Source organism: Asticcacaulis solisilvae (assembly GCF_017875235.1).
Taxonomy (GTDB): domain Bacteria; phylum Pseudomonadota; class Alphaproteobacteria; order Caulobacterales; family Caulobacteraceae; genus Asticcacaulis; species Asticcacaulis solisilvae_A.
Genome location: NZ_JAGGMI010000010.1, coordinates 98,158 through 121,535, shown reverse-complemented (window position 1 = coordinate 121,535; position 23,378 = coordinate 98,158). Strand labels below are relative to the sequence as shown.

General features: G+C 61.9%; 28 protein-coding genes and 2 tRNA genes. 25 read left to right on the top strand and 5 right to left on the bottom strand.

Going from position 1 to position 23,378, the window contains the following annotated elements:
* The first annotated feature begins 104 nt into the window (after nucleotides 1–104).
* Both J2X24_RS16410 and J2X24_RS16405 read left to right on the top strand, forming a co-directional pair.
* Entirely contained in the window at nucleotides 105–473 is a 369-nt protein-coding gene (locus J2X24_RS16410) for a response regulator (RefSeq protein WP_192618530.1), read from the top strand.
* 8 nt (nucleotides 474–481) lie between these two features.
* Nucleotides 482–1,849: a PleD family two-component system response regulator gene (locus J2X24_RS16405; protein WP_209724066.1), complete on the top strand. Its 1,368-nt coding sequence runs from the start codon at nucleotides 482–484 to the stop codon at nucleotides 1,847–1,849.
* A 148-nt stretch (nucleotides 1,850–1,997) separates the two neighbouring features.
* Here the strand turns inward: J2X24_RS16405 and rpmG are convergent, their stop codons facing one another.
* Nucleotides 1,998–2,165, bottom strand: coding sequence for a 50S ribosomal protein L33 (rpmG, locus tag J2X24_RS16400; RefSeq protein ID WP_018079812.1), 168 nt, complete (start codon nucleotides 2,163–2,165; stop codon nucleotides 1,998–2,000).
* 178 nt (nucleotides 2,166–2,343) lie between these two features.
* Here rpmG and J2X24_RS16395 point away from each other — a divergent pair, with 178 nt between their 5' ends.
* The 3 genes from J2X24_RS16395 (at nucleotide 2,344) to J2X24_RS16385 (ending at nucleotide 4,293) form a co-directional block, all read left to right on the top strand.
* The gene (locus tag J2X24_RS16395) at nucleotides 2,344–2,823 is read left to right on the top strand and encodes a cupin domain-containing protein (protein ID WP_209724064.1); all 480 of its coding nucleotides are present in this window, start codon (nucleotides 2,344–2,346) and stop codon (nucleotides 2,821–2,823) included.
* Nucleotides 2,820–3,605, top strand: a complete 786-nt coding sequence (locus J2X24_RS16390; RefSeq protein WP_209724062.1) for an AraC family transcriptional regulator — start codon at nucleotides 2,820–2,822, stop codon at nucleotides 3,603–3,605. The genes J2X24_RS16395 and J2X24_RS16390 overlap by 4 nt, the downstream gene beginning before the upstream one ends.
* A gap of 130 nt (nucleotides 3,606–3,735) precedes the next feature.
* On the top strand, nucleotides 3,736–4,293 hold the full coding sequence (locus tag J2X24_RS16385; protein WP_209724060.1) for a DUF1579 domain-containing protein: 558 nt from the start codon (nucleotides 3,736–3,738) through the stop codon (nucleotides 4,291–4,293).
* On the opposite strand, the gene rnr is transcribed toward J2X24_RS16385, so the two are convergent.
* Complete coding sequence (rnr, locus tag J2X24_RS16380) at nucleotides 4,290–6,638, bottom strand: ribonuclease R (protein WP_245344760.1); 2,349 nt, start codon at nucleotides 6,636–6,638, stop codon at nucleotides 4,290–4,292. The two genes, J2X24_RS16385 and rnr, sit on opposite strands and share 4 nt — an antisense overlap.
* A 102-nt stretch (nucleotides 6,639–6,740) precedes the next feature.
* On the opposite strand from rnr, the gene J2X24_RS16375 reads away from it, so the two are divergent.
* Both J2X24_RS16375 and J2X24_RS16370 read left to right on the top strand, forming a co-directional pair.
* Nucleotides 6,741–7,250, top strand: a complete 510-nt coding sequence (locus J2X24_RS16375; RefSeq protein WP_209724056.1) for a chalcone isomerase family protein — start codon at nucleotides 6,741–6,743, stop codon at nucleotides 7,248–7,250.
* Nucleotides 7,247–7,987 (top strand): SDR family NAD(P)-dependent oxidoreductase, encoded by a 741-nt coding sequence (locus J2X24_RS16370; RefSeq protein ID WP_209724054.1) that lies wholly within the window; start codon nucleotides 7,247–7,249, stop codon nucleotides 7,985–7,987. Before J2X24_RS16375 ends, J2X24_RS16370 begins: the two co-directional genes overlap by 4 nt.
* Here J2X24_RS16370 and J2X24_RS16365 read toward each other — a convergent pair.
* Entirely contained in the window at nucleotides 7,959–8,891 is a 933-nt protein-coding gene (locus J2X24_RS16365) for a DMT family transporter (protein ID WP_209724052.1), read from the bottom strand. The two genes, J2X24_RS16370 and J2X24_RS16365, sit on opposite strands and share 29 nt — an antisense overlap.
* A gap of 97 nt (nucleotides 8,892–8,988) precedes the next feature.
* On the opposite strand from J2X24_RS16365, the gene J2X24_RS16360 reads away from it, so the two are divergent.
* The 3 genes from J2X24_RS16360 to J2X24_RS16350 all read left to right on the top strand — a co-directional run bounded on the left by J2X24_RS16360 (nucleotide 8,989) and on the right by J2X24_RS16350 (nucleotide 12,423).
* Nucleotides 8,989–10,659, top strand: a complete 1,671-nt coding sequence (locus J2X24_RS16360) for an amino acid kinase family protein (protein ID WP_209724050.1) — start codon at nucleotides 8,989–8,991, stop codon at nucleotides 10,657–10,659.
* A 3-nt stretch (nucleotides 10,660–10,662) separates the two neighbouring features.
* Entirely contained in the window at nucleotides 10,663–11,499 is an 837-nt protein-coding gene (gene rlmJ / locus J2X24_RS16355) for a 23S rRNA (adenine(2030)-N(6))-methyltransferase RlmJ (RefSeq protein WP_209724049.1), read from the top strand.
* 240 nt (nucleotides 11,500–11,739) lie between these two features.
* Complete coding sequence (locus J2X24_RS16350) at nucleotides 11,740–12,423, top strand: hypothetical protein (RefSeq protein WP_209724046.1); 684 nt, start codon at nucleotides 11,740–11,742, stop codon at nucleotides 12,421–12,423.
* Here the strand turns inward: J2X24_RS16350 and J2X24_RS16345 are convergent.
* Nucleotides 12,420–13,352, bottom strand: coding sequence for an endonuclease/exonuclease/phosphatase family protein (locus J2X24_RS16345; RefSeq protein WP_209724044.1), 933 nt, complete (start codon nucleotides 13,350–13,352; stop codon nucleotides 12,420–12,422). The genes J2X24_RS16350 and J2X24_RS16345 overlap by 4 nt on opposite strands.
* 96 nt (nucleotides 13,353–13,448) lie before the next feature.
* Here J2X24_RS16345 and J2X24_RS16340 point away from each other — a divergent pair, with 96 nt between their 5' ends.
* On the top strand, nucleotides 13,449–13,958 hold the full coding sequence (locus J2X24_RS16340; RefSeq protein WP_209724042.1) for a DUF4112 domain-containing protein: 510 nt from the start codon (nucleotides 13,449–13,451) through the stop codon (nucleotides 13,956–13,958).
* 56 nt (nucleotides 13,959–14,014) lie between these two features.
* Here J2X24_RS16340 and J2X24_RS16335 read toward each other — a convergent pair.
* Nucleotides 14,015–14,089: transfer RNA gene (locus tag J2X24_RS16335), tRNA-Thr, on the bottom strand.
* 79 nt (nucleotides 14,090–14,168) lie between these two features.
* On the opposite strand from J2X24_RS16335, the gene J2X24_RS16330 reads away from it, so the two are divergent.
* The 14 genes from J2X24_RS16330 to J2X24_RS16265 all read left to right on the top strand — a co-directional run bounded on the left by J2X24_RS16330 (nucleotide 14,169) and on the right by J2X24_RS16265 (nucleotide 23,220).
* Nucleotides 14,169–14,399 carry a hypothetical protein gene (locus J2X24_RS16330; RefSeq protein ID WP_209724040.1) on the top strand — a complete coding sequence of 77 codons (231 nt, stop codon included), beginning with the start codon at nucleotides 14,169–14,171 and terminating at the stop codon, nucleotides 14,397–14,399.
* 75 nt (nucleotides 14,400–14,474) lie between these two features.
* Nucleotides 14,475–15,767 (top strand): UDP-N-acetylglucosamine 1-carboxyvinyltransferase, encoded by a 1,293-nt coding sequence (murA, locus tag J2X24_RS16325; protein ID WP_209724038.1) that lies wholly within the window; start codon nucleotides 14,475–14,477, stop codon nucleotides 15,765–15,767.
* Nucleotides 15,767–16,219 carry a DUF2948 family protein gene (locus tag J2X24_RS16320; protein WP_209724036.1) on the top strand — a complete coding sequence of 151 codons (453 nt, stop codon included), beginning with the start codon at nucleotides 15,767–15,769 and terminating at the stop codon, nucleotides 16,217–16,219. Before murA ends, J2X24_RS16320 begins: the two co-directional genes overlap by 1 nt.
* Nucleotides 16,220–16,223: 4 nt before the next feature.
* Nucleotides 16,224–16,688, top strand: a complete 465-nt coding sequence (locus J2X24_RS16315) for a UPF0262 family protein (protein ID WP_209724033.1) — start codon at nucleotides 16,224–16,226, stop codon at nucleotides 16,686–16,688.
* Between the two features lie 3 nt (nucleotides 16,689–16,691).
* Nucleotides 16,692–17,198 carry an O-acetyl-ADP-ribose deacetylase gene (locus J2X24_RS16310; RefSeq protein WP_209724031.1) on the top strand — a complete coding sequence of 169 codons (507 nt, stop codon included), beginning with the start codon at nucleotides 16,692–16,694 and terminating at the stop codon, nucleotides 17,196–17,198.
* Between the two features lie 332 nt (nucleotides 17,199–17,530).
* Nucleotides 17,531–18,052 carry a porin family protein gene (locus tag J2X24_RS16305; RefSeq protein ID WP_209724030.1) on the top strand — a complete coding sequence of 174 codons (522 nt, stop codon included), beginning with the start codon at nucleotides 17,531–17,533 and terminating at the stop codon, nucleotides 18,050–18,052.
* Nucleotides 18,053–18,215: 163 nt separating this feature from the next.
* On the top strand, nucleotides 18,216–18,437 hold the full coding sequence (gene infA / locus J2X24_RS16300) for a translation initiation factor IF-1 (protein ID WP_192618509.1): 222 nt from the start codon (nucleotides 18,216–18,218) through the stop codon (nucleotides 18,435–18,437).
* A gap of 12 nt (nucleotides 18,438–18,449) precedes the next feature.
* Nucleotides 18,450–19,022, top strand: a complete 573-nt coding sequence (locus J2X24_RS16295; RefSeq protein ID WP_209724028.1) for a Maf family protein — start codon at nucleotides 18,450–18,452, stop codon at nucleotides 19,020–19,022.
* Nucleotides 19,019–20,044 (top strand): ribonuclease E/G, encoded by a 1,026-nt coding sequence (locus tag J2X24_RS16290; protein ID WP_209724026.1) that lies wholly within the window; start codon nucleotides 19,019–19,021, stop codon nucleotides 20,042–20,044. Before J2X24_RS16295 ends, J2X24_RS16290 begins: the two co-directional genes overlap by 4 nt.
* Complete coding sequence (locus J2X24_RS16285) at nucleotides 20,041–20,289, top strand: DNA gyrase inhibitor YacG (RefSeq protein ID WP_209724024.1); 249 nt, start codon at nucleotides 20,041–20,043, stop codon at nucleotides 20,287–20,289. The genes J2X24_RS16290 and J2X24_RS16285 overlap by 4 nt, the downstream gene beginning before the upstream one ends.
* A 218-nt stretch (nucleotides 20,290–20,507) precedes the next feature.
* Nucleotides 20,508–20,583: transfer RNA gene (locus J2X24_RS16280), tRNA-Phe, on the top strand.
* Nucleotides 20,584–21,192: 609 nt separating this feature from the next.
* Nucleotides 21,193–22,074, top strand: coding sequence for a MotA/TolQ/ExbB proton channel family protein (locus J2X24_RS16275; protein WP_209724022.1), 882 nt, complete (start codon nucleotides 21,193–21,195; stop codon nucleotides 22,072–22,074).
* 5 nt (nucleotides 22,075–22,079) lie between these two features.
* The gene (locus J2X24_RS16270) at nucleotides 22,080–22,514 is read left to right on the top strand and encodes a biopolymer transporter ExbD (protein ID WP_209724021.1); all 435 of its coding nucleotides are present in this window, start codon (nucleotides 22,080–22,082) and stop codon (nucleotides 22,512–22,514) included.
* Nucleotides 22,515–22,599: 85 nt separating this feature from the next.
* The gene (locus tag J2X24_RS16265) at nucleotides 22,600–23,220 is read left to right on the top strand and encodes an energy transducer TonB (protein ID WP_245344759.1); all 621 of its coding nucleotides are present in this window, start codon (nucleotides 22,600–22,602) and stop codon (nucleotides 23,218–23,220) included.
* Nucleotides 23,221–23,378: the final 158 nt, after the last annotated feature.

The window sequence follows — 23,378 nt, the reverse complement described above, 5'->3', positions numbered from 1 at the left end:
TCCCTGCTAAACGTTCTCAGAAGACTTACGGAATCCGGCTGCGCCCCGATTCGACACTTGCACAGGTGGCGGTTTAGATGTTCGAGGGCACAAAGGTTGTCGATATGACCAACAAGAAGGTCCTCATTGTCGAGGACAATGAGCTGAACATGAAGCTCTTCCATGACCTGCTCGACGCGCAGGGTTATGAGACGCTTCAGACCGGTGAAGGTCTGTCGGCCCTGACGCTTGCCCGCCAGCATCGTCCGGACCTGATCCTCATGGATATCCAGCTGCCCGAAATCTCCGGCCTCGAAGTCACCAAGTGGCTGAAGGAAGACGACGAGCTGTCGCACATTCCGGTGGTGGCCGTGACGGCCTTCGCCATGAAGGGCGACGAGGAGCGTATCCGTGACGGCGGCTGCGAGGCCTATATCTCCAAGCCGATCTCGGTCACGCATTTCCTGGAAACGGTCCGGCGCTATCTGGGCTGAGTTAAGTCATGACCGCCCGCGTTCTGATCGTTGACGACATTGCCGCCAATGTGCGCCTGCTCCAGGCCAAGCTGGAAGCGGATTACTATGAAGTCCTGACAGCGGCCGACGGACTGGGCGCCATCGAGGTCGCCATCTCCGCGCAACCCGATATCATCCTGCTCGACGTCATGATGCCCGGCATCGACGGTTACGAGGTCTGCCGCCAGCTCAAGGACAATCCCGAGACGCGGCATATTCCGATCATTCTCGTCACGGCGCTCGACGGCCGCGACGACCGTTTGTCGGGTCTCGAAGCCGGCGCCGACGACTTCCTGACCAAGCCGTTCGACGACATGGTGCTGATGGCGCGCCTGAAGGCCCTGGTCCGCCTCAAGCAGATGGTGGATGACATCCGCCTGCGCGAAGCCTCGTCGCGCCGCGCGGGCCTGAGTGATTCGGAGCAGTTGCAGCGCCATATCTCGGCGACCGGCAATGTGCTGATTCTCGATGACAATGAACGCCAGGCCGAGCGGCTGATGCTGCAACTGGGCCAGGATCATCGCTGCGCCTACCTGACTGATCCGGCCCATGCGCTTCAGATTTCAGCCGGCCGCGTCGACCTGGTTGTGCTGAACATGACGGCCAAGACCTTCGATCCGTTGCGCTGGGTGGCGCAGTTGCGCTCTCAGGAGGCGACGCGTCAGCGCCCGGTGCTGGGGATCATCAATCCCGACGACCGCGACCGTCTGCTGAAGGCGCTGGAACTGGGCGTCAATGATGTCATCGCCAAGCCGCTCGACATGCAGGAAATGCTGGCGCGCGCCCGCACCCAGATCCGCCGCAAGCGTTACAGCGACTTCCTGCGCAATTCGCTCGACCGCAGCCTGGAACTGGCGGTGACCGATCCGCTGACCGGGCTGAACAACCGCCGCTTCCTCGATCATCAGTTGAACCTTCTGATGGCGCGCCATTTCAAGGGCGGGGCGGCGCCATCGCTGCTGGTGCTCGACATCGACTTCTTCAAGACGGTCAACGACACGCACGGCCACGACGCCGGCGACGAGGTGCTGAAGGAATTTGCCCGCCGGCTGGGGCTGAACGTCCGCGCGATCGACATGCCGTGTCGTTTCGGCGGTGAGGAATTCGTTGTGCTGATGCCGGAAACCGATGCGGTTGACGCCGCCCACATTGCTGAGCGCGTGCGGGCCCAGGTCGCGGATACGCCGTTCGTCCTGGCCAACGGCCGCGCGCTGAATGTCACGGTATCGGTAGGTGTCGCGACATCCCAGGGTGTAGGCGATTCGCCGGAAGCCTTCGTCAAACGGGCCGATGAAGCCGTTTATGAGGCCAAACAGTCCGGCCGCAACAAGGTCGTCGTCCGCGCCGCGGCGTAAGATCTTTTTTACCGCCCCACTTGTAGGGCGGTAAAAAGGGCCAGACGCGAAAAAGCCGCGCCGAGTTGGGGGAACTCAAAGGCGCGGCTTCCGCAGACCTTGAACGAGGGGGGGGAATGTTCAAGGCCAATCTAGATTGAAAAGCAGATTACTTAATCTTGCCTTCCTTGAATTCGACGTGCTTGCGCACGACCGGGTCATACTTCTTCAGGACCATCTTTTCGGTCTTGGTGCGGGCGTTCTTCTTGGTGACGTAGAAGAAGCCGGTGTCAGCCGTCGAGTTCAGACGGATCTTGATCGAAGCTGGCTTAGCCATGACGGGTGTCCCTAACAGTACGATTTGGCGCGCGCGGTAACATCCGGCGCGAAGAATTGCGAGGCGCGGAAAATACTCACCATCCGCCCAAAGTCAATGGCCAAATGGCAGGATGTCGCGCTTTTTTTGGCAGTGCCGCGACTTTATAGCTTTGGCCCGTCAAACACAGGGAAACGCCATGCCTGAAGCCAAGCCAATCGCCGTCCTAGCAGCGGATGTCGCGCCGCGTGTCAAGCCCTCGGTCTATCCCGAGCCGTTCTATTCGATGATGAAGGGGCGCGAGAAGCGCACGCTTGGCGATCTGTTTGGACTGACCAACTTCGGCGTCAATCTGACGCGCATCCTTCCTGGCGGCCAGTCGGCGCTCCGGCACTATCATTCCCGCCAGGACGAGTTCATCTACATCTTAAGCGGCACGGCGACGCTGGTCACGGACGTCGGCGAGACGGTCCTGACGGCCGGCATGTGCGCCGGTTTCAAGGCCGGCTTGCCCGACGGTCACGTCCTGACTAACCAGGGCAGTGAAGACGTCGTCTATCTCGAAGTCGGCGATCGCACGCCCGGCGATACGGCATCCTACCCGGACGATGACATTGCCGCCGAAATGGTCGATGGTGCCTGGCGGTTCACGCATAAGGACGGAACACCCTATCCATGAAATACGAGGAGCGCGCGCCGTCGCCACAGTTCGCCCCGTTCATCGAACGGTTCTGGGCGTTCGGAACCGAAGCGTGCGATCCGGAAAGCTACGAACACGTTATCGTCCCGGACGGCACGGCCAATATCGCCGTGATCGAACCCATGCCGGGCGGCCCCTTTGTCAGTGTCGCCGGGCCATCGCCGGTTGCGGTACGTGTGCCGGTGCAGCGCGGGCTGACCTATCGCGGCGCGCGCATTCGCTCAGGCGCTTGGCGCGCCGTAATGGGATCTGACGTGATCGGGCTGGTTGGCCAGAAAATGCCCATGATGATGCTGTCGCCGGAGCTCGGCGCGGCCATCCAGTCGGCGTGCGGCGGAGCGGACAGCCTTTCCCGTTTTGCCGAAGGGTTTGAAGCGGCTCTTTCCGGGCGCCCTGATCACGGCTTGCTCGACGCAGAGGTCTGTGCCCTGGCGCAGAAGCTGGTCGACAGCGATGGCTTTGCGGCAATGAGCGACCTCATGGCCAGCAGTGCGATCGGCGAGCGGCAGTTGCGCCGCCGCTTTCAGCGTGAGACGGGACTGTCACCGAAGGTCTTCGCCCGGCTGCGGCGTGTGCGCCGGGCCTGCATCGACTTGGCCTATCAACGATCGGGCAATGTCGCGACCATCTCGGCCGATCACGGTTATGCCGACCAGCCGCACTTCACGCGGGAACTGAAGGCCGTGTTCGGCATGTCGCCGCTGCAACTGCGCGCCTACCTCGACCAGATACGGCATTTCAATCTGCTGGAACTCTGCTGAGCGGAGCATTTCCCGGCGAAGTGGCCACCGGGTCGCCGTTGGGCAATGCGACAAAGTTCGAAGTCCGAAATCTTCAAGCCGCGAGTCTGGCGGCGTGTTAACCTCACCGCTATCGCTGAGGGAGACTGACATGCTGAAGACCGTACTTGCCGCCGGTGCGCTGATCGCCGCCGCCATAGCCATGCCTGCCTTTGCCGGGGAGGCCGGCGTCAACGCCGCCGCCATGGCGAAATTCGACGCCATGAAGGGCGTCTGGAAGGGCGAAGCCAAGGGGACGGGCCCCGGTGGCGTGCCGTTCAATGTGACGCAGACCGAGCGGATCGGGCCGCTGCTCGGTGGCGATGTCCTGGTCGTCGAAGGCACGGGCTATCTGGCGGACGGCAAGATCGGCTTCAACGCGTTCGGCGTCATTTCGTGGAATACCCAGACGCAGGGCTACGAGTTCCGTACCTACAATGCCGGCCGATCGGGCACGTTCAAAATGACTCCGACCGATACGGGCGCGGTCTGGGAAATCCCTGCCGGTCCCAATGCCAATATCGTCAGCACCATCACGATCAAGGACGGCACCTGGCACGAAGTCCAGCAATATGTCACGCAAGGCCAGCCGGCGCGCACCGTCGTCGAAATGAACCTCAAGCGCGTCGGCGACAGCGAGTGGCCCGCCGCTGGGGCAGTTAAACCCTAACGCTTCTTCTTTTTCTTCATATTCTTGACGCCGTCGCGCGGGCCGCCTCTTTTCGGTCCGCGCGCTTCGTCGCGGAAGCCCGGCTTCTTCGGCCCCTTGCCGCGCGGCTGGAAGCCGCCGCCATCGCTACGCTTGCGGATCCCGAGGCGCGGGCGGGGCGCGTTCGGATCGGCGTTTTCAGGCTCCGACAGCATCTTGAACAACAGGCCACCGGTGATCGGCACGGCTTCGGACAGTTCGACCTCGACCTCGGCACCCAGTCGCCAGCGCGTGCCCGAACGTTCGCCGATCAGGGCGTGCTGGACGTCGTCGTGGATGTAATAGTCGTTGCCGAGGCTTGAGACCGGCACCAGGCCGTCGGCGCCGGTGTCGTTGAGCTTCACAAACAGGCCAAAGCGTGTAACGCCGGTGATGCGGCCGTGAAAGGACGCGCCGACCTTGTCATGCAGGTAGGCGGCGATATAGCGCTCGATGGCTTCGCGTTCGGCCTGCATCGACCGGCGTTCGGTCTGGGTGATGTGGTCGGCCGTGTCGGCCATCGTCTTGATCTCGTAGTCGGTCAGGCCGTCCTCACCCAGCTTCAGCGCGCGGATCAGTGCCCGATGCACGACTAGGTCGGCATAGCGGCGGATCGGAGAGGTGAAGTGGGCATACTTGTCGAGGTTCAGGCCGAAGTGGCCGTAATTCTCGGCGCTATAGTGGGCCTGCATCTGGGTACGCAGGACGACTTCATTGATGATCTCGGCGTTTTCCGTGTCCTTGGCCTGTTCCAGCAGGCGGTTGAACCGATCCGTGCGCGGCGGTTCGCCCTTGTTCCACGGCAGGCCCAGTGTACCCAGGAAGTCGGCGAGATTGCCGATCTTCTCCATCGAGGGCGCTTCGTGGACACGATAGATCAGCGGCGTCCGATGCTTTTCCAGCTCTTCGGCGGCGCTGACATTGGCCTGGATCATCATCTCTTCGATGAGTTGCATGGCATCCAGGCTGATGCGTGGCTCGATCTTGACAACATTGCCGTCCGCATCGAGGTGGACGCGGCGTTCGGGTGAGTTGATGGCCAGGGGCTGGCGCGCCTTGCGGCCCCTGGTCAGGCACGCGTGCGCCGCCCACAAAGGCTTCAGCAAGGTCTCAAGGATCGGACCCGTCTTGTCGTCCGGATTCCCATCGATGGCGGCCTGCGCCTGCTCGTAAGAGAGCTTGGCGGCCGAACGCATAAGGCCGCGGACGAACTTGTGGCCGGTCTTCTTGCCCGAAGCGTCGAAGACCATGCGCACGGCAAGAGTCGCACGGTTTTCGCCTTCCTGCAGCGAGCACAGGCCCGATGACAGGACGTGCGGCAGCATAGGCTCGACGCGGTCGGGGAAGTAGGTCGAATTGCCCTTGTCGCGCGCGTCGCGATCGAGCGACGAACCTGGCGTGACGTAATGGGCGACATCGGCGATGGCGACCCAGACGACAAAGCCGCCGGGATTGGCCGCATCGTCGTCGTCGTGGGCGTAAACGGCGTCGTCGTGGTCCTTGGCGTCGACCGGGTCAATGGTGATGAACGGCAGGTCGCGCAGGTCGGTACGCTTGCCGAGATCAGGCGCCTTGGCGGATTTGGCTTCGTCTTCGGTTGAAGACTGGAAACCGACCGGCAGACCGTGGCTGTGGATGGCCATGATCGAGGCAATGCGCGGACTATCCTCCTTGCCGATGACCTCGACGACGCGGACGGGCTTGGGCCCATAGCGGTGATTGCCGCCGGCGGGTGCGGCCAGGACGACATCGCCGTCCTCAAGCTCCTCGATCTTGGCGCCGGTCAGGACGTAGCTGTCCTTTTCCTTGCGGTTGACGCTTTCCAGGCGGATTTCGCGGCGGCCCTTGCGGACGACGCCGACGAGCCGTGGCGCGTCCTGGTCGAGAACCTTGACCAGGTGCGCGACCCAGCCGTCCGAGACCTTCTCGAAGCGGACATAGAGGCGGTCGTAGAGTTTCGGTGGCGTCTGCTGGGCGCTCTTCTTGAGCGGCGCCAGGCGGGCGAGGGGTGTCTTGCTCTCTTCGGGTTTACCCCACTTGACCCACAGCTCGCCGTCGATGTCGCGCTCGACGACTTCGACCACGCCGGTTTCGGGCAGCTGGCCCATGGCGCCAAAGGTCTTGCGGCCGCGCTTGTCGAGCTTGCCGGCTTCGGAAAGGGCTTTCAGGCGATGGCGCAGCGCGCGGCGGTCCTCACCCTTGAGGCCGTACATGCGGGCAATGTCGGAGAGATCGAGTTCGCGATTGTCCTGCAGGGTCTTCAGAAGGGTTTGATCGTCGGGCAGCCCCTGCGGCAGCCGGACCTTCTCTTGCTTTATCTTTTTCATCATTCGCCTTCTTACATGGTTTGGCGAGTCGAAGAAAGCAAGGCCGTTGCCGATCCAACCAAAATGCCCCGGCGTAAAAGCTGTTCACCGGGAATAAAGCCGATGCATCGCCGCCTGCTGTTGTTGAGTTTCGCCTGTCTTTGCGCAACGCCTGCCCTGGCCGAGGTGCCGCAGCTTCCGGGTGCGCAAAAGGTCGGGGCAGGGCGGATGACCTACCTGACCCTGCCGGTGTTCGACGCCACCCTGTATGCGCCGGGCGGCGTCTATTCGGCGTCCAAGCCGTTCGCGCTCAAGCTTTCCTACCTGCGCACACTGAAAGGCCGCGACATCGCCCGTAATTCGGTCGAGCAGATGCGCCGTCAGGGCATACACAGCGAGACGCAACTGGCGGCGTGGGGCAAAGACATGGCGGGTATCTTCCCGGATGTGACCAAGGGCGCGAGCCTGACCGGCGTCCGCCACGCCGATGGCTCAACCAGCTTTCATCGCGATGGCAAGGTGATCGGGCGTGTCGAAGATCCTGCCTTTGGCCGGGCCTTCTTCGATATCTGGCTGGGGGCCAAGACATCTCAGCCCGTCTTGCGCAAGCAGTTGCTTGGGATGGGCGCATGACAAACACGTGGATCATCGGGGCGTCGAGCGGCATCGGCGAGGCACTGGCGGTTGAACTGGCCAAACGCGGCGAGACGGTCTGCGTCACGGCGCGCAACGCCAAGGCGCTTGAAGCCGTCAGGGCACGCCTGTCGGGTCATGGCCATTTGGCCATACAGGCCGATGTCACCGATATCGCGACCCTGATGTCAGCCGCCCAGCAGCTCTTTCACGCCTGGACGCAGACCGATCGCATTATCTTCATGGCCGGCGCCTATACGCCGATGCACCTTGGCGAACTCGACCTCAAGGAAACGCGGTCGATCATAGACATCAACCTGTCGGGCGCCTTCAATACGGTCGAGACGGCTTTGAGCCTGATGAAGGCGCAGGCCGGCGGACAGATCGTGCTGTGCGGCAGCGTTGCCGGTTATCGCGGCTTGCCCAATGCCCAGCCCTATGCCGCCACCAAGGCTGGTGTCATCTCGCTGGCCAATTCGCTGCGTGCCGAATGGGGCCACAGGTTCGACATCAAGCTGATCAATCCGGGCTTTGTCACCTCGCGCTTGACCGACAAGAATACCTTCGACATGCCGATGAAAATCTCGGCCGAGACAGCCGCGAAGATCATCGCCAATGGCTTGAACAGCAAGCGCTTCGAAATCCATTTCCCAGCGGCGTTCTCGATAGGCGCCAAGTTACTGGCGCTTCTGCCCGATAGTCTGTTCTTCAGCGCGGTAAAGGGGATGAAGACCTAGCCCGGCTCCACTCCGACAGGACAATCCCGCCGATGACCAACGCCATCGCCACCAGGTGGAAGGCTTCGAGCGGGGCGCGCAGGATAATAACCGACAGGATGACGCCGAACACTGGCAACAGGTTGATGAACAGGCCGGCGCGATTAGCGCCGATCAGCTCGACCCCGGCGACATAGGTCCCGGATGCCACCAATGACGCGAAGATGCCGGCATAGACGATCACGCCCCAGCCGGTCGCATCCGGCCAGGCAAAGGCCCCATGGCTGTAGGTCCAGATCAGGAACGGAATGCAGGCGATGACGGCGCCGATGCACGGAATGGCGATCAGGGTTTGCCAGTGGACCGGCGGCTTCCACTTCAGGCCGACCGTATAGCCGGCATAGATGACCGCCGACAGCAGCATCAGGGCGTCGCCGATATTGACCTCAAGGCGCAGGAGCCGTGACGGATCGCCGTGGCTGGCCGTCACCACCACGCCGGCCAGCGTCAGCCCGAAACCGGCCAGTTGCGCGGCGGTCGCCTTGACGCGGAAGAGGGCGAAATTGCCGGCGAAGATCAGCAGCGGAATCGCCGCCTGTTCGATCATGACATTGACGACATTGGCGTAGTTCAGCGCCGTATAGAGCAGCAGGTTGAACAGGCCGAAACCGAAGATGCCGTAGACGATCAAGAGCGGCCAGTGACGCCTGATCACCGGCCAGTCGCGCTTCAGTTTCGGCCAGGCCAGCGGTATGATGATCAGCACGGCCAACGACCAGCGCAGGGCGGTCAGCAGGAACGGATGGACATGGCCGGCGCCGATCTTGCCGGCGACGCTGTTGCCCGCCCAGATCAGCGTGGTGACGATCAACAGGGCGTAGGCCCGACTTGAGGCACTGAGACTGGAAGCACTGAAAGAAGGCATGTCGCCGGTATGGCGATAGTTGCGAGGAGGGGCAAGATTCTTCTTGGCCTTTCGGCGAAAGTCTTATAGCGACCACCGACAAATCTCGGGGAAATGCATGTCCATTCTCGTCGTCAAATTCGGTGGTTCGGTCCTGGTGTCGGAAAGCGCCCTGCAGCGCGCCGTATCGGAAATCTACCGCTATGTCCGTGACGCCCACAAAGTCGTCGCCATTGTTTCGGCCTTCAAGGGCGAGACGGACCAGTTGCTGCGCCTGGCTGGCGCCTATACGCAGGCCTCGACCAGCTCGGCGACGCCGCACCTGGTGGCGACCGGCGAGATGCGCGCCGCCACCCTGTTCGCCATGGCGTGCGAACGGTCGGGCATTGTGACGCAGTTTCGTTCGGCCTACGAGATCGGCCTGATCGCCGATGGCGAGCACCTCAATGCCAATCCCGTTTCGGTAAATCCAGAAGTATTGCGAAGCGATCTGGAACGCGTTGATCTGGTTGTCGTGCCCGGATATGTCGCCGAAAACGCGGAAGGTGAGCCGGTCCTGCTCGGTCGCGGTGGTTCCGACCTGACCGCCGTCTATATCGCCAAGGCGCTGGGGGTGCCGGTGCGCCTGATCAAGGACGTCGATGCCGTTTATGACGCCGACCCGGCGACCGTCGGTGATTCCGCCAAGCCCTATGAGAGCCTCGACTGGGCGGAAGCCATCAAGATCGCCTTCCCGGTGGTGCAGTCGAAAGCCATGCGCTATGCCGCCGATAATGGCGTAACCGTGCAACTGGCCGGCCTCGCCAAGGGCTACGAAACCACGCTCGGCGGCCAGACGGCCTATCGCAAGACGCCAGGCCTGAAGCGCAAGATCCGCATCGCCGTCATGGGGGCCGGCGGCGTCGGTTCCAAGTTTCTGGAAAGATGTCTGGAGTGGGGCGACCTGATTGAGGTCGATCGCATCCTGGTGCGTGATGCCGGCAAGCGCCGTGACCATCCGCTGGCGTCGAAGTTCACCTCGGACGCGCGCAGCTTTGCGCGTCCGGACGTCGATGTCTTCGTCGATATCGGCACCGGCGTCTCGCCTTCGGCTGAACTGCTGGAAGGTTTCCTGAAAGCGGGCGTCAGCGTCACCAGCGCCAACAAGCAGGCGGTCGCTGCCGCCGGCGACAAGCTGCGCGCGGCGGCCAAGGCGTCGGGCGCCAGGCTGACCTATTCGGCCAGCGTCGGTGGCGGCGCCCCGGTCATCGAAGCCCTGACCCGCGCGGTCAAGGCGCACAGGATCAAGGCCTTCTGCGGCGTACTCAACGGGACGTCCAACTTCGTCATCGACCAGGTCGAGTCGGGCAAAACCTTCGACGCCGCCATGGATGAGGCACGTCGTCTCGGCTTTGCCGAACCGGATTCGACGGCGGATCTCGACGGCACCGACGTCGGCGCGAAGCTGAAACTGCTGCGTGAGATCGCCTATCCGGGTGAAACGCCCAAGCATATCGAGGTCGGCCAGATCACCGAAGAGTCGCTGGTCATCCCCGAAGGCAAGGGCCTGCGTTACGTGGCGCGCTGCTTCCGCACCGATGAGGGGCTGCAAGCTTCCATGAAACTGGAAGTGCTCGACGCCGATCACTACCTAGTCGGGGCGCGCGGCGAACAGAACCGCGCCATTATCGAGCTTGATAACGGCGAGACCTGGTACGTCACGGGCAAGGGCGCCGGTGCATGGCCGACCTCCGAAGCCCTGCTGGCCGACGTCCTCCAGATCGCCCGCGAGCATCCCCTTCAGGCATAAGGCATGAACTACCGCCACGGATATCATGCCGGCAATTTCGCGGACCTGGCCAAGCACGCGGCGCTGCTGGCTTGGCTGCGGATGCTGCGGGCCGAAGGCGCGGCCGTGCGCGTCGTCGACACCCATGCCGGTGCGGGGTTCTACGACCTGTCCAATCCGGACTTTGCCCGTTCGAAGGAAGCAGAGGCCGGGATCAAGTACCTGCTGGGCAAGGACGTTCCCGATAGCCTGAAGCCCCTGGCACAATATGTCCGCGCCAAGAACCAAGGGGCGGGCTTCAGGGACCATGTCGGCGTCTATCCGGGTTCGCCGGTCCTGGCGCTCGATCACGGTACGCAAGAGGACGCCTATATCGGCTGCGAATTGCGCAGCGACGATTTCATGCTGCTTCAGCACCGTATCTCACCGCGCGGTGAGGCGGTGCAAAGCGACGGCTACGCCAAGGCGGTCGCGCTGTCGGCGGATGGCGATAGCCGCAAACAGCTCTACCTGATCGACCCGCCCTTCGAATTGCCGGGCGACTATGCCGCCATCGTTACGACCTTGCGCGATGTGTTGGCCGCGCAGCCAGACGCCGGCGCCCTGGTGTGGCTGCCGCTCAAGGATCTCGAGACGTTCGACGGCTTTCTGCGCCATTTCGAGCGCGAACTGCCGGACGGCGACGTCCTGGTGACGGAGTTGCGCCTGCGTTCGCTGTGGAACCCGATGAAGATGAACGGCTGCTGCCTCGTGGCCGTCAATGCGCCAGAGGGCTTTGAAGCGGTGGTCACGGCGATTGGTCGAGACGTTGTCGCCGTCTTTGGCGAAGAGAGCGGGCTGGCGCGCACCTGGCGTCTTTAGATCGGTATGATTTTAAGTGGAAACATCATACCGATCTAAGTTTTTGTTTTGTCGCGATATTTAAGGCGAAAACCGCTTACACTTTTCGCCATATCGCTCTAATCTTATGCGCGATGTCCAAAGGTCGCCGCGCGCTTTTGGAGGATCGCTTTAAACTCCTCGTGAGATATCCCGGTCGTGATTGGACTTGGCGGCGAGGCATGTTATGCTGCGGCGCAATATAGCGCTGCGAGGCTGACCATGTCGACTTACACCGATACTGTACGCATTTCCCTGGCGACGCCGGACGATATCCGCGAACTCGCGGAACGAAATCTCCACCTGTGGGTTGGCGCTTCATCGCCGCTATGGGCGCCGTTCTGGACGGCGGCCAGCTTTGGTGTCGGCCTGTGGTCGCTCGGCCAGGCCATGGCGAGGACCATGGGGGATACGATCTATGACCGGGATGTGTCGCTGGCGTTGAAATGGCCGGGTTTCGAGGCCTTGCCGAAGCCCGTTGAGGCTCATGAACCCACCGGTGAGGTCGTCGAGAAGACGGCGGATATCGTCGAAGATGCCGTCGCGGCAGCAGGTGACGCGGTGGACAAGATCGAAGCCGTGACCGCCGAAGCTGCAGAGACGGCGGTTGACACGGCCGAAACCGCGCCGGCGCTTGTCGAGGAAGCCAAGGACGCCGTCGAAACGATGGCGGATGAGGCCGGTGCCAAGACATCGGCAACGGCGAAAGCTTCGGCTGAACTGGCGAAAAAGGCGGCAGCGGCCACGCTCGACCTGCTGGGTCAGCCGGCCGTGCCTGCAGGCGAGACACGGCCGCTCATCGATCCTGTTACGGAAAAGCCGGTCATCCCGGCTGTGGTCGAAGCCACCGCGGAACCGAAGCTGCCGATGCCCAAGCCCGCGCCGCGCCGTCCGCGCAAGGGTTAGGGCTTCGATGTCTTCGTCGGCCTGATCTCGACATAGACCGGGCTATGGTCCGAGCCGGTGCTGGGGCCGACCTGGCGGTTGGACAGGTGCAGGTCGCGGCTGACCAGCACATTGTCGATCGTCACCCGCCCGATGGCGGGCAGAACTGAATACCAGGTCCCGGGCAGGCCATAGGCCATGGACATGTCGCGGCGCTTGGCGAAGTCGCGCAGGTGCGCGGCGTAGGGCGAAGAGTTGAAGTCGCCGACCAGCACCATCTTCTCGCGCGGCAGATATTTCAGCCCCTCATAGAGATGCTCGAACTGATAGGGCTGCTTGCCCTCGGCGGTGTAAGGCCATGGCCGCGCCAGATGCGCCGCCACAAGCGTGATCGGCCCCTTGGGTGTGCGCACCGTCATGCTGTAGGCGACAAAACCACGGACGCGTGCCGTTGGCATCGTCACCGGGTACCGTGAGGCAATGATCATGTCGTTCGACCGGACGACGTACGGATAGGACTCCTTCAGGATATCCGCCATCGCCTTGCGCTGCTTATAGGTGACCTCGACCAGGACGACGATATCGGGATGCTTTTTGGCGATCCACGGCAGGATCTTCTGCGGCACCGGGTTCTGGACGAACATATTGCTCCACATCAAGGTGACGGGGGCGGCGTCCTCATCGACCGGCGCCTGGTCGGGCAAGGTTTGCGGCATAATCGACACCAGCATCAGCGCAACGCCGAGGCCACTTAACGCCGCGATCCTGAAGCGGCGCAGGAGCAGGATGGCGATCGTCAGCAGTACAGAGGCCGTCAGGATCGGCTGCGTGAAAATATCGATAAGATATAATAGCCCGTCGAGCGGATTGAGAAGGCAGATGATGCCCGCGGCCACGACCGGCAGCGCGATGGCAATGCACACCGCGGATATGAACTTGCTAATGCGCACTGCCCCCAGCCTTAACCATGTTGACAAGACCGCACTTCGCAGCCTTACTCGCTTTACCTTTGAGGATAAATTCTCTGACGCGGGGGGACAAGGCCGATGTTTGCCAGGACGCACGGAGATCTGCACAAAATTCGCGACTCGATTGATGCGGTCAAGAAACTGTCGGACCGGGTCATCGGGATCGGGCCATTCAACATCATCGGTCTTGACGGTCTGTTGGCGCTTCTGCCGTTTCCGATCGTGAGCACGGCCTATTCGGTCCTTGCCGGCGGGTTCCTGCTGATCCAGGGTATGCGCGCCAAGGTGTCCCCGACGACGCTGATCGTCTGCCTCGTCATCCTGCTGATCGACAGCGGCATCACCACGGTCGAGGAACTGACCCAGCTTATTCCGCTCGCCGGTCCTTTCCTGGCGCTGCTGCCCGGCGCGGTCGACTTCCTGTTCCAGGGGCATCTCTATGCCGCGCACATGATCCAGAAGGACATGGATAAGACGCATTATGTCGCGGGCAGCGAATCCGCCGCCCGTCAGTCGGGCGAGCATCAGGGCCACATGGACGACATGCGCGCCACCAAGGGCAAGAAGCGCCTGGTCTATCTGGGCTAATTAATGTGTGGGGCCGATAAAGGTCGGGCCCCGCATCGTTTCCGACGGGGGCCCGGTGGTGCCGTATGGCAGGATTGAACTGCCGACCTCAGCCTTACCAAGGATGCGCTCTACCACTGAGCTAATACGGCGCGGGAGCAGGATGTGCTTGCCCGAGGGGTGCGCGTATAGCCAAACTTTTTCGGAAGACAAAGAGAAAAATCGCGCCGCTTGCATTTATCCGCCGCTTTTTTTATCCCTCGCTACATGAGCGATCCGGAACAGCCAAAAGAGACCCGTTCACAAGGCGCTACCGCCAAGGGCGGACGCAACGCCCGCGCCGCCGCTTTGGAAAAGGCGCTGCGCGAGAACCTGCGCCGCAGGAAGGCTGCGCAGACGGAAGCGCCAGCTTCCGAATCTCTTCACGAAAAAGCGAAAGAAAACCCTGAAGAGGGCGCATAAAGGCTGTTGCACGCGCAATCAGGTCATGTAGAACCGCTTCTCCGCATGTGGCGGATTCTGATGACGGACGCATAAATGGATCGCATTGCCATCGAGGGCGGCAGCCCTCTGTTCGGGGATATTCCTGTCTCGGGCGCGAAGAACTCGGCCATCAAGTTGATGGCGGCATCGCTCCTGACCTCCGAACCGGTGCGATTGACCAATATGCCGCGGCTCGCCGACACTCGTCTGCTCAGCCGGCTGCTGCAGCGTTTTGGCTGCGGCATCAGCGAAACCGATGAGGCCGGCCAGGTCATGCACCTGCATACGCCCGAAATCACCTCGTCCTTCGCGCCTTATGATCTGGTCCGCCAGATGCGCGCCTCGTTCAACGTGCTGGGGCCGCTTTTGGCGCGGACCGGCCACGCCAAGGTGTCGCTGCCCGGCGGCTGCACCATCGGCGCGCGCCCGGTCGATCTGCACCTGAAGGCGCTCGAAGCCCTGGGCGCGCACATCGACATGCACGAGGGTTACGTCTTTGCCCAGGCGCCGCGCGGCCTGAAAGGCGCCGAGATCGACTTTCCCTTCGTCAGCGTCGGCGCCACCGAACACGCCCTGATGGCGGCGGTCCTGGCCCACGGCACGACCGTGCTCAATAACGCGGCCTGCGAGCCCGAAATCGTCGACCTTGCCGAATGCCTGAACAGCATGGGCGCCAAGGTATCGGGCGCCGGCACCAAGACGATCACGGTCGAAGGCGTCGCCAGCCTGCACGGCACCGATTGGGCCGTCATCTGCGACCGCATCGAAGCCGGCACCTACGCGGTGGCCGCAGCCATGGCCGGCGGTGAGGTCCGCCTGACCAATGTGCGTCCCGAACTCATCGCCATCTTGCTCGACAAACTGGTCGAAGCCGGCTGCGAAGTCACGCACGGTGAAAAGTCGGTGACCATCAAGCGCAATGGCACCAAGCTCAGGCCGGTAGATATCGTCACCGACGTTTATCCGGGCTTCGCCACCGACTTGCAGGCACAGTTCATGTCCCTCATGACCCTGGCCGAAGGTGAGAGCGTTATCCGCGAGACCATTTTTGAGAACCGCTTCATGCACGTACCGGAACTGGGCCGCCTGGGCGCTGACATTTCGGTCAGCGGCGGCGAAGCGCGCGTGCGCGGCGTCGAGGCCTTGCGCGGCGCCCAGGTGATGGCGACCGACCTGCGCGCCTCGGCTTGCCTGGTCATTGCGGGCCTGGCGGCGAAGGGCGAGACCATCGTCAACCGCGTCTATCACCTCGATCGCGGCTTTGAGAATCTCGAAGGCAAGCTGTCGGCCTGCGGCGCGAAGATCAAGCGTCTGAAGGGCAACGCACGCATCGACGAAGAGGAATAATGTTCGGGTTCGGTAAACCTCCGGCAAAGCCGCTGCGGCTGATCGCGCACGAGGCCAGCGACGTCCCGCCTTTGGCCGCGCTGGCCCAGGACGCGGCATTGCGGGCAGGGGACCTGTCCTATGTTCCGGGGGAGCGCCATTTTACCGTGCGCATGAACCGCTTCTGCCACGAAGTTCCCGGCGCCACGCCTTTGCGCGCGCCTTCGGTCCTGCGAATCAACTGCGTGAAAAAGGTCCAGGTGCGTGGCATCGACCCGGCGCGCCGCGACCAGCCGTTGAGCCTGCTGGCCATTACGGCCGAAGCAGGGGAGGAACCGGATGGTGTCTTGACCCTGCATTTCGCCGGCGGTGGACGCGACGTCCGACTCGAGGTCGAATGCATCGACGTCCTGCTGCTGGATCTGGCCGCGCCCCGCCGCGCCAAGTCCCGCCCGAACCACCCCGTGGATTAGAAACATGCGCATCGCGAAAATCGAGATCGACGACGCTTCCCTGAGTGCTCCTTCGGATCAGATCGAGCACGAGCGCAAGATCGCCATGTTTGACCTGATCGAGAAAAACAGCTTCACGCCCGAAGGCGCGGCCGAAGCCGGTTCGGAAGGCCCGTTCGATCTGCGTCTGGCCTATGAGGACAACCGGCTGATCTTCGACATCACCGGCCCGAACTATGCGCGCAAGATCATGCTGTCGCTGGCGCCGCTGAAAACAACCTTACGCGACTACAAGATGATCTGCGAAAGCTATTACGACGCGCTCAAGAACGCCACGCCCGGCCAGATCGAGTCGATCGACATGGGCCGGCGCGGTGTCCACAACGAAGGCGCGGAGCTGCTGACCGAGCGTCTGTCCGGCAAGGTCGAAATCGACCACGAGACCTCACGGCGGCTCTTCACCCTGATCAACGCTCTTATCCGGAACTAACCTATGGCAATGGGCGTTTACACCGGCGATATTACCGAGCTGGATGTCGACGCGATCGTCAATGCCGCCAATTCATCGTTGCTTGGCGGGGGTGGCGTCGATGGTGCCATCCATCGCGCCGCTGGTCCCGAACTGCTCGCAGCCTGCAGGAAACTGAACGGCTGCAAGACCGGTCAGGCCAAGATGACGCCGGGCTTCCGGCTCAAGGCGCGCCACGTTATCCATACGGTCGGTCCGGTGTGGCATGGCGGCGGGCAGGGCGAGGATGGCTTGCTGGCCGACTGCTATCGCAACGCGCTGAATATCGCGATCGCCGAAGGACTGGGAACGATCGCCTTTCCGGCCATCTCCACCGGCGTCTATCGCTTCCCGCCGGAACGCGCCGCCCGCATCGCCGTTACCACGGTCCGCGACCTCCTGACGGAGAGGGGAGACCGCGACGTCATCTTTTGCTGCTTCAGCGCCGACAGCGCCCGCCTGCACGAAGCGGCAATTGCGGCAGCCGGCTAAGTCCTGGTCGTATGAACGGCGCAAAAACAACGATACGGAAAATCTTGCCTATCATTATGATTTTCTTACAGATTTGTAATCTGACACTATTCATTTAGGGTTCATCATCGCGGCCATTTCGCGACGGGAATAGGGCCGTGTTGCCCATATCGCCACACAGATGGCGGCCATGTGACCCTATCGCCTTATTTACGAGCAAATACCCCAAAAGAACCCCTAAACGGTCCCACGATGGCCGGTTGCAGTCCCCATATTTTCTTCAGGCGACAATGAGCGCCTTCCGGTCACGTCCCGAGTGGCTGGACACAAAAGACTAGATATGGAGCACTAAGATGAAGACCTTTGTTATCGCTGCTGCCACCGCTCTTGCCCTGACCGCTACCGCTGGCGCTGCCTCTGCTCAAGATGTCGGCCGCGTCTATGGCTCGGTCGGCGTATCGGGCCAGGACAATGACACCACCAATTCCAAGCTCGGCAGCGTCAATGCCCGCGTGGGCACCAAGATCACTCCGCATTTCGGCGTGGAAGGCGAAGCCGCCTTTGGCACCAATAAGGACACTGTCGCCGGCAGCGAATATCGCCTGACCAACAAGGTCGGCGCCTACGGCGTCGGTTACCTGCCCGTCAGCCCGAAGTTTGACCTGATCGGCCGCGTCGGCCTGTCGGATACCGACCTGAAGGCGCCTGCCGCGGCCGGCAAGTTCGAACAGGGCACGGCCGTCGACTACGGCGTCGGCGCCCAGTATCACTTCAACAACGACTATGCCGCCCGCGTCGACTACACCAAGTCGGACTTTGTCGGCGACAAGGGCGAAAGCACAGCCACGACGGTCAGCCTGGTCAAGAAGTTCTAACGAACCTCTCTTAATCTGCCTTTGTTCAGCGCCTCTCCGGACCCACCGGGGAGGCGTTGCCGCGTTTTAACTCTTTCCACGCAACGGCTTTGGGTATAAAGGGCGCACACCTTCGTGCGCGCGATGACGATTCCGTGCGTACGTCACCCTTTTGAGAGTCTGCATGGCCAAAGAAGAACTGCTTGAGTTTCCGGGCACCGTGATCGAACTGCTGCCGAACGCCACCTTCCGCGTCAAGCTGGAAGACAGCGGTCACGAGATCATCGCCCACACCGCCGGCAAGATGCGCAAGAACCGCATCCGCGTCCTAGCCGGCGACCGCATCATGGTCGAAATGACGCCCTATGACCTGACCAAGGGCCGCATCACCTACCGCTTCAAGTAAGCAATAAGGCGTATGGCTTCCTCGCTTATTTTAGCCAGCGCCAGTCCGCGCCGCCGCGATCTCCTTGCCCAGATGGGCATTGTACCGGATATGATCGCCGCGGCCGATATCGACGAAACGCCGCTTAAATCCGAAACTCCCAACGCCCTGGCCCTGCGCCTGGCGGTCGAAAAGGCGAAAGCCGTCGCGGTCTCACATCCGGACGCCTTTGTGCTGGCCGCCGATACGGTGGTGGCCGTCGGCAGGCGCATCCTGCCCAAGGCCGAAAGCCGCGAAGAGGTCGAGGCCTGCCTGAATCTCCTGTCCGGCCGCGGCCATCGTGTCATTACCGGCGTCGCCGTTATGGCGCCCGCCGGCAGGCTGTCGTCGCGCGCCGTCGAGACGCGCCTGTCGGTCAAGCGCCTGAGCCGTGAGGACATCACCGCCTATCTCGACAGCGGCGAAGGCATTGGCAAGGCGGGGGGATACGGCATCCAGGGTCTGGCCGGTTCGTATATCATCCGCCTGGTCGGCAGTTATTCCGCCGTGGTCGGGCTGCCGCTCTATGAAACGCGCGTCCTGCTCGACGGCGCGGGCTATCGATGATCACCCTTCATTACGAGAGCCGGTTCGGCCTGGCGCGCGGCGCCGTCTATAAGGACGGCTTGCCGCAACTCTATGCCGAAGGCCTGGAACACGATCCTTCGGTTGGCGTCCTTGGCACGCGGTCGGTAGCGCGGTTGAAGAAGCGGGCTGGCGGCATGCTTTTCCTGGCCCTGGCCGGGGGCGAAGACGCCGTGCTGGAGGGGCCGCAGGCTGTGCTGGACAAGCTGACGGAAGGGGCGGCGGTCGAGGTCGAGATCACAGCGGAAAATCGTGGCGACAGTTACAAGCTGGCGCGCGCGCGCTTTCAGGCGCTGGCGGACGGCGCGCCCCGCCGCCTGTTGCCGGCCCTGAGCCTCAAGGATCGTCTGCTCGCGCAGGTACACCACCTGATCGGTGACGGGCCTGTGACGATGGCGTGTGACCGCGAGGCCATCAAGGCGGCGTACGATCACGCGCTCGACCCGAACGACTTTCTGAGCCCGGGCGGCTTTATGTCCATCGAACCGACAAACGCGCTGATTGCCTGCGACGTCGACAGCAGTCAGGGCGAATCCTCGCTGGCGGCGACGCCAAGGACTGTTGCGAAGGCGTGTAATGAAGCGGCGGTAGGCGACCTGCCGCGCCGCCTGCGCCTTTCCGGATATGCCGGACTGGTCGTCGTCGATCTTATCGGCAAGCGCCATGATTTCGACAAGCTCAAGGCGCTTCTTCTCAAGGGCTTCGCCGCCGAGGCCCCGCGTATCGTCCTTGCGCCGATCGGCAAGTTCGGGACGCTGGAGTTCATCCGGCCCTGGGGCGCCTGTCCGCTGGGCGAGGACTACGCCATGGACCGCAAGGCCCTGCATTGGCTGTACAAGGCCGTCGAGCTGTCGGAGCAGGATCACAGCCGAATCATCGTCATGCGGCTGCGCGCGGACGATATCGCTGTCCTCAAGCCGCTGATCGCCGCGTCCCTCGATCCCCTGGCGCCGATGCTGCGCCTGGAAACCACGACCACCAAGCCCGAGGTGTTTGCCCTGTGACTGTTCGTTACTGCACCCGTTGCCGCCAGCCCTATGGCGAGACCGTCGAAGGCGTCGTCAATGCCGCCCGCGACTATGCGCCCTTCTGTTCCAAACGGTGCGCCGATGTCGACCTGGTCCACTGGTTAAAGGGCAACTACATCATCGACGGGGAGGGCGGTCTGACCGTCGGTGAGGACGAGGCCCCGCTTCAGGAAAAATCGCCTCAACGGAACACGCGTCTGCCCTACGACGACGAAGCCTAGACCATGCTGCGTTTTAAAGGAAACGCAGCATGGTCTAGAGTCTTTGGTGGTCGCATGCCTGGCACAAAAAACCGGTTTCCACTTTTTCGAAGCATGCTCTAAAGCCTTCCACCAAAAAAATAATCCGTTCCGCCATTTCGGCTGGACAAGGGCAAAAGCCTCTTCTATAGACCTGCCTCCTTCCGGCGCTGGAGATTGCAATCGGCGCGAAGACGAGGGCCTGGATAGCTCAGTTGGTAGAGCAGCGGATTGAAAATCCGCGTGTCGCTGGTTCGATTCCGGCTCCAGGCACCATTCTTACCTTCACGCCTTGAAATTTCCGCTACGGCTCCCATTTCGTGGCGAGTCGCTGATGACATTCTTACGGTCTTCTCCCGTCTTCGGGTTGCAATACCGATTGCTTTTTCGCGCCTGGAGAGTCCCGCGCAAAAAAAGTTACCGTGCGCAAAATTTTTTTTAACTGCAGCGCTGCGGCAGGATTAAAGCCGTCCGAACATTAACTATCGGACATGTTTGGATTTTTAATTCATAATTTTCTAAAGAGTTGCCTGTACAAGCCCTTGCCGGCGTGAAATCTCTGTAACAGACACCTTGACGTTTCTGGTCTCGCCGGATCATTTAGGCCCAAACCTGTTTGCTGCTGGCCTCCCGCCGGCAACAAAGAGGTCGCCTTTTGGGCACTCGTGGTCCATAATGGCAAGGTTTGCGCTTCGGCACGGGCATCATGCGGTCATTAGAAACCGCTCTGTCCGGACCGGTGCGCGCAAGATCCGTTCATGATGCTGGGGCGTGAGGCCTTAAGTGTCGGGTGCGGGTCTATTGGCTTTAACTGGGGTAAACGCTTCCCCTTCAGTCCTTGGTCGGCCCGCCCGGGCGTAGTCCATATTCAGGAATTGGCGAAAAATGCTCGAACACAAGAAACACAACCCGCTCATTGCTCTGCTTGGCGCCGCCGCGCTGCTGCTGAGCTCTCCCGCGATGGCCCTGGCCGCCGCCGCCGCACCGGCTCCGGCCGCCTCGGCACCCGCCGCTGAAGCTGCTCCCGCTCCCGCTGCTGAATCTGAAGAAACCTCCTCGGCCGCTGGCGGCCACGGCGCTTCGGACGTTAACTTCGTCTCGATGTTCAACGGCGCGACCGTCGTCGTTAAGGTCGTCATGATCGGCCTGGCCCTGATGTCGGTCATCTCGTGGATCATCCTGATCATGAAGATGATGGACTTCGCTTCGCTGAACCGCGTCACCTCGAACTTCCTCGAAGCCTACCGCTCGGCCCGTTCGATCGCCGACATCAACCGCATCTCGGTTTCGGACGAATTCGCCGGTAACCCGCTGGCCGACATGGCCGCCGTCGGCACCGAAGAAATCCAGCTGTCGAAGCAAGCCGGCCTGCAGGTTTCGGGCGAGCACCGCGACTCGACTCTGAACCGCGCCCAAGCCTCGATCGCCGCCGTTCAGGCTGGTCTGTCCAAGCGCCTGTCGGGTGGCCAAACCTTCCTCGCTTCGGTCGGTTCGACCTCGCCGTTCATCGGTCTGTTCGGTACGGTTTACGGCATCATGAACTCGTTCATCGGTATCGCCAACTCGCGCACCACCAACCTGGCCGTCGTTGCTCCGGGTATCGCTGAAGCCCTGATGGCGACCGGTATCGGTCTTATCGCCGCTATCCCGGCCGTCGTGATGTACAACCTGTTCAACACCAGCATCTCGCAGTACGGCACGCGCTCTGAGCAATTCGTTTCTGAACTGATGAACTCCCTGTCGCGTCAACTCGACAAAGGGGCGTAATCACTATGGGCGCCAAGCTATCAGGTGGCGGCGGCTCGAAATTCCACATCGAACAGAACAGCGAAATCAACGTTACGCCGTTCGTCGATGTCATGCTGGTCTTGCTTATTATCTTCATGGTGGCGGCTCCGCTCGCCACTGTGTCGGTCGAAGTAAGTCTTCCAAAAGCAACCGTACCGCCGCAAGACAATCCGCCGAAACCGGTTTACATCTCGCTGCAGAAGAACACCAACCTGTACATCGGCGACAAACCTACGTCGCTCGACACGCTGGGTGAAGATCTTCGCACCTCCATCGGCGCGCGCGATCCGAACAACGAACGTATCTTCATTCGTTGTGACAAGGGAACCCGTTATGCCGAGTTCATGAAGGTGATGAACGCGCTGCAGGATAACGGTTTCTACAGCGTCGCGCTGCAAGGCGAAGATGAAAGCCAGTAAAGGGTCTTAACTTATGGACGAAACACCCCATAGAAAACGGGACCCTATCCTTGACCCGCCGCCGAAAAAGAAATCGGCTTCGCTTATGGTCGGGATTGGCGTCACTGCCGCACTGCACTTGGCCGTCGCCTACTACTTCATGCGGGCGAAGTTCCAACTGCACGAGGTGGAGTATACGGATGAGAAGGTTGAGGTCGACCTGGTCGCACCGCCACCGCCTCCGCCGCCTCCGCCGCCACCCCCTCCGCCGCCCGACCGGCCGCCTCCGCCAGTGGTTCAGCCACGCGTGACGCCGCCGACCGACGTGGCCCCGCCGCCTCCGATTCCGGTTCCGCCGGTTCCGAAGGAAGTCCGGCAGGAATACACTGAGCCGCCGCGCCAGATGAACACCGGTACGCCGCCCCCCGTGGCGCCTCCGGCTCCGGCTTACGTCTCGGCGAAGTGGTCGAAGTTCCCGAACCTCGACGACTACTACCCCGAGCGCGCCTCGGAAGATGAAGTCGAAGGCTCGGCCACCATCGAGTGCCAGATCCTGAGCGCCGATGGTAAGGTGAAGTGCAGTGTCGTCAGCGAAACCCCCAAGGGTTACGGTTTCGGCGCCGCGGCGGTCCGGGCTATCGAAGCCCGCGGTCGCGTCGATACCGGCGGCGGTCAGGTTCAGCCTGGCCAGCGCCTGAAGCAGACCTTCCGCTTCCAACTCGGCTAAACGGCCTTGCAGCTAAAGTAAAACCCGGAGCCCACAGGCTCCGGGTTTTTCTTTTGCGTACGACGTGAGGACGAAAATGACGATTGCGTCAAAAACCGTTTGGGCATATCGTCGTTCTCAAGAAAAGACCGTTACAAGAAAATCGATTGCCGACTTTT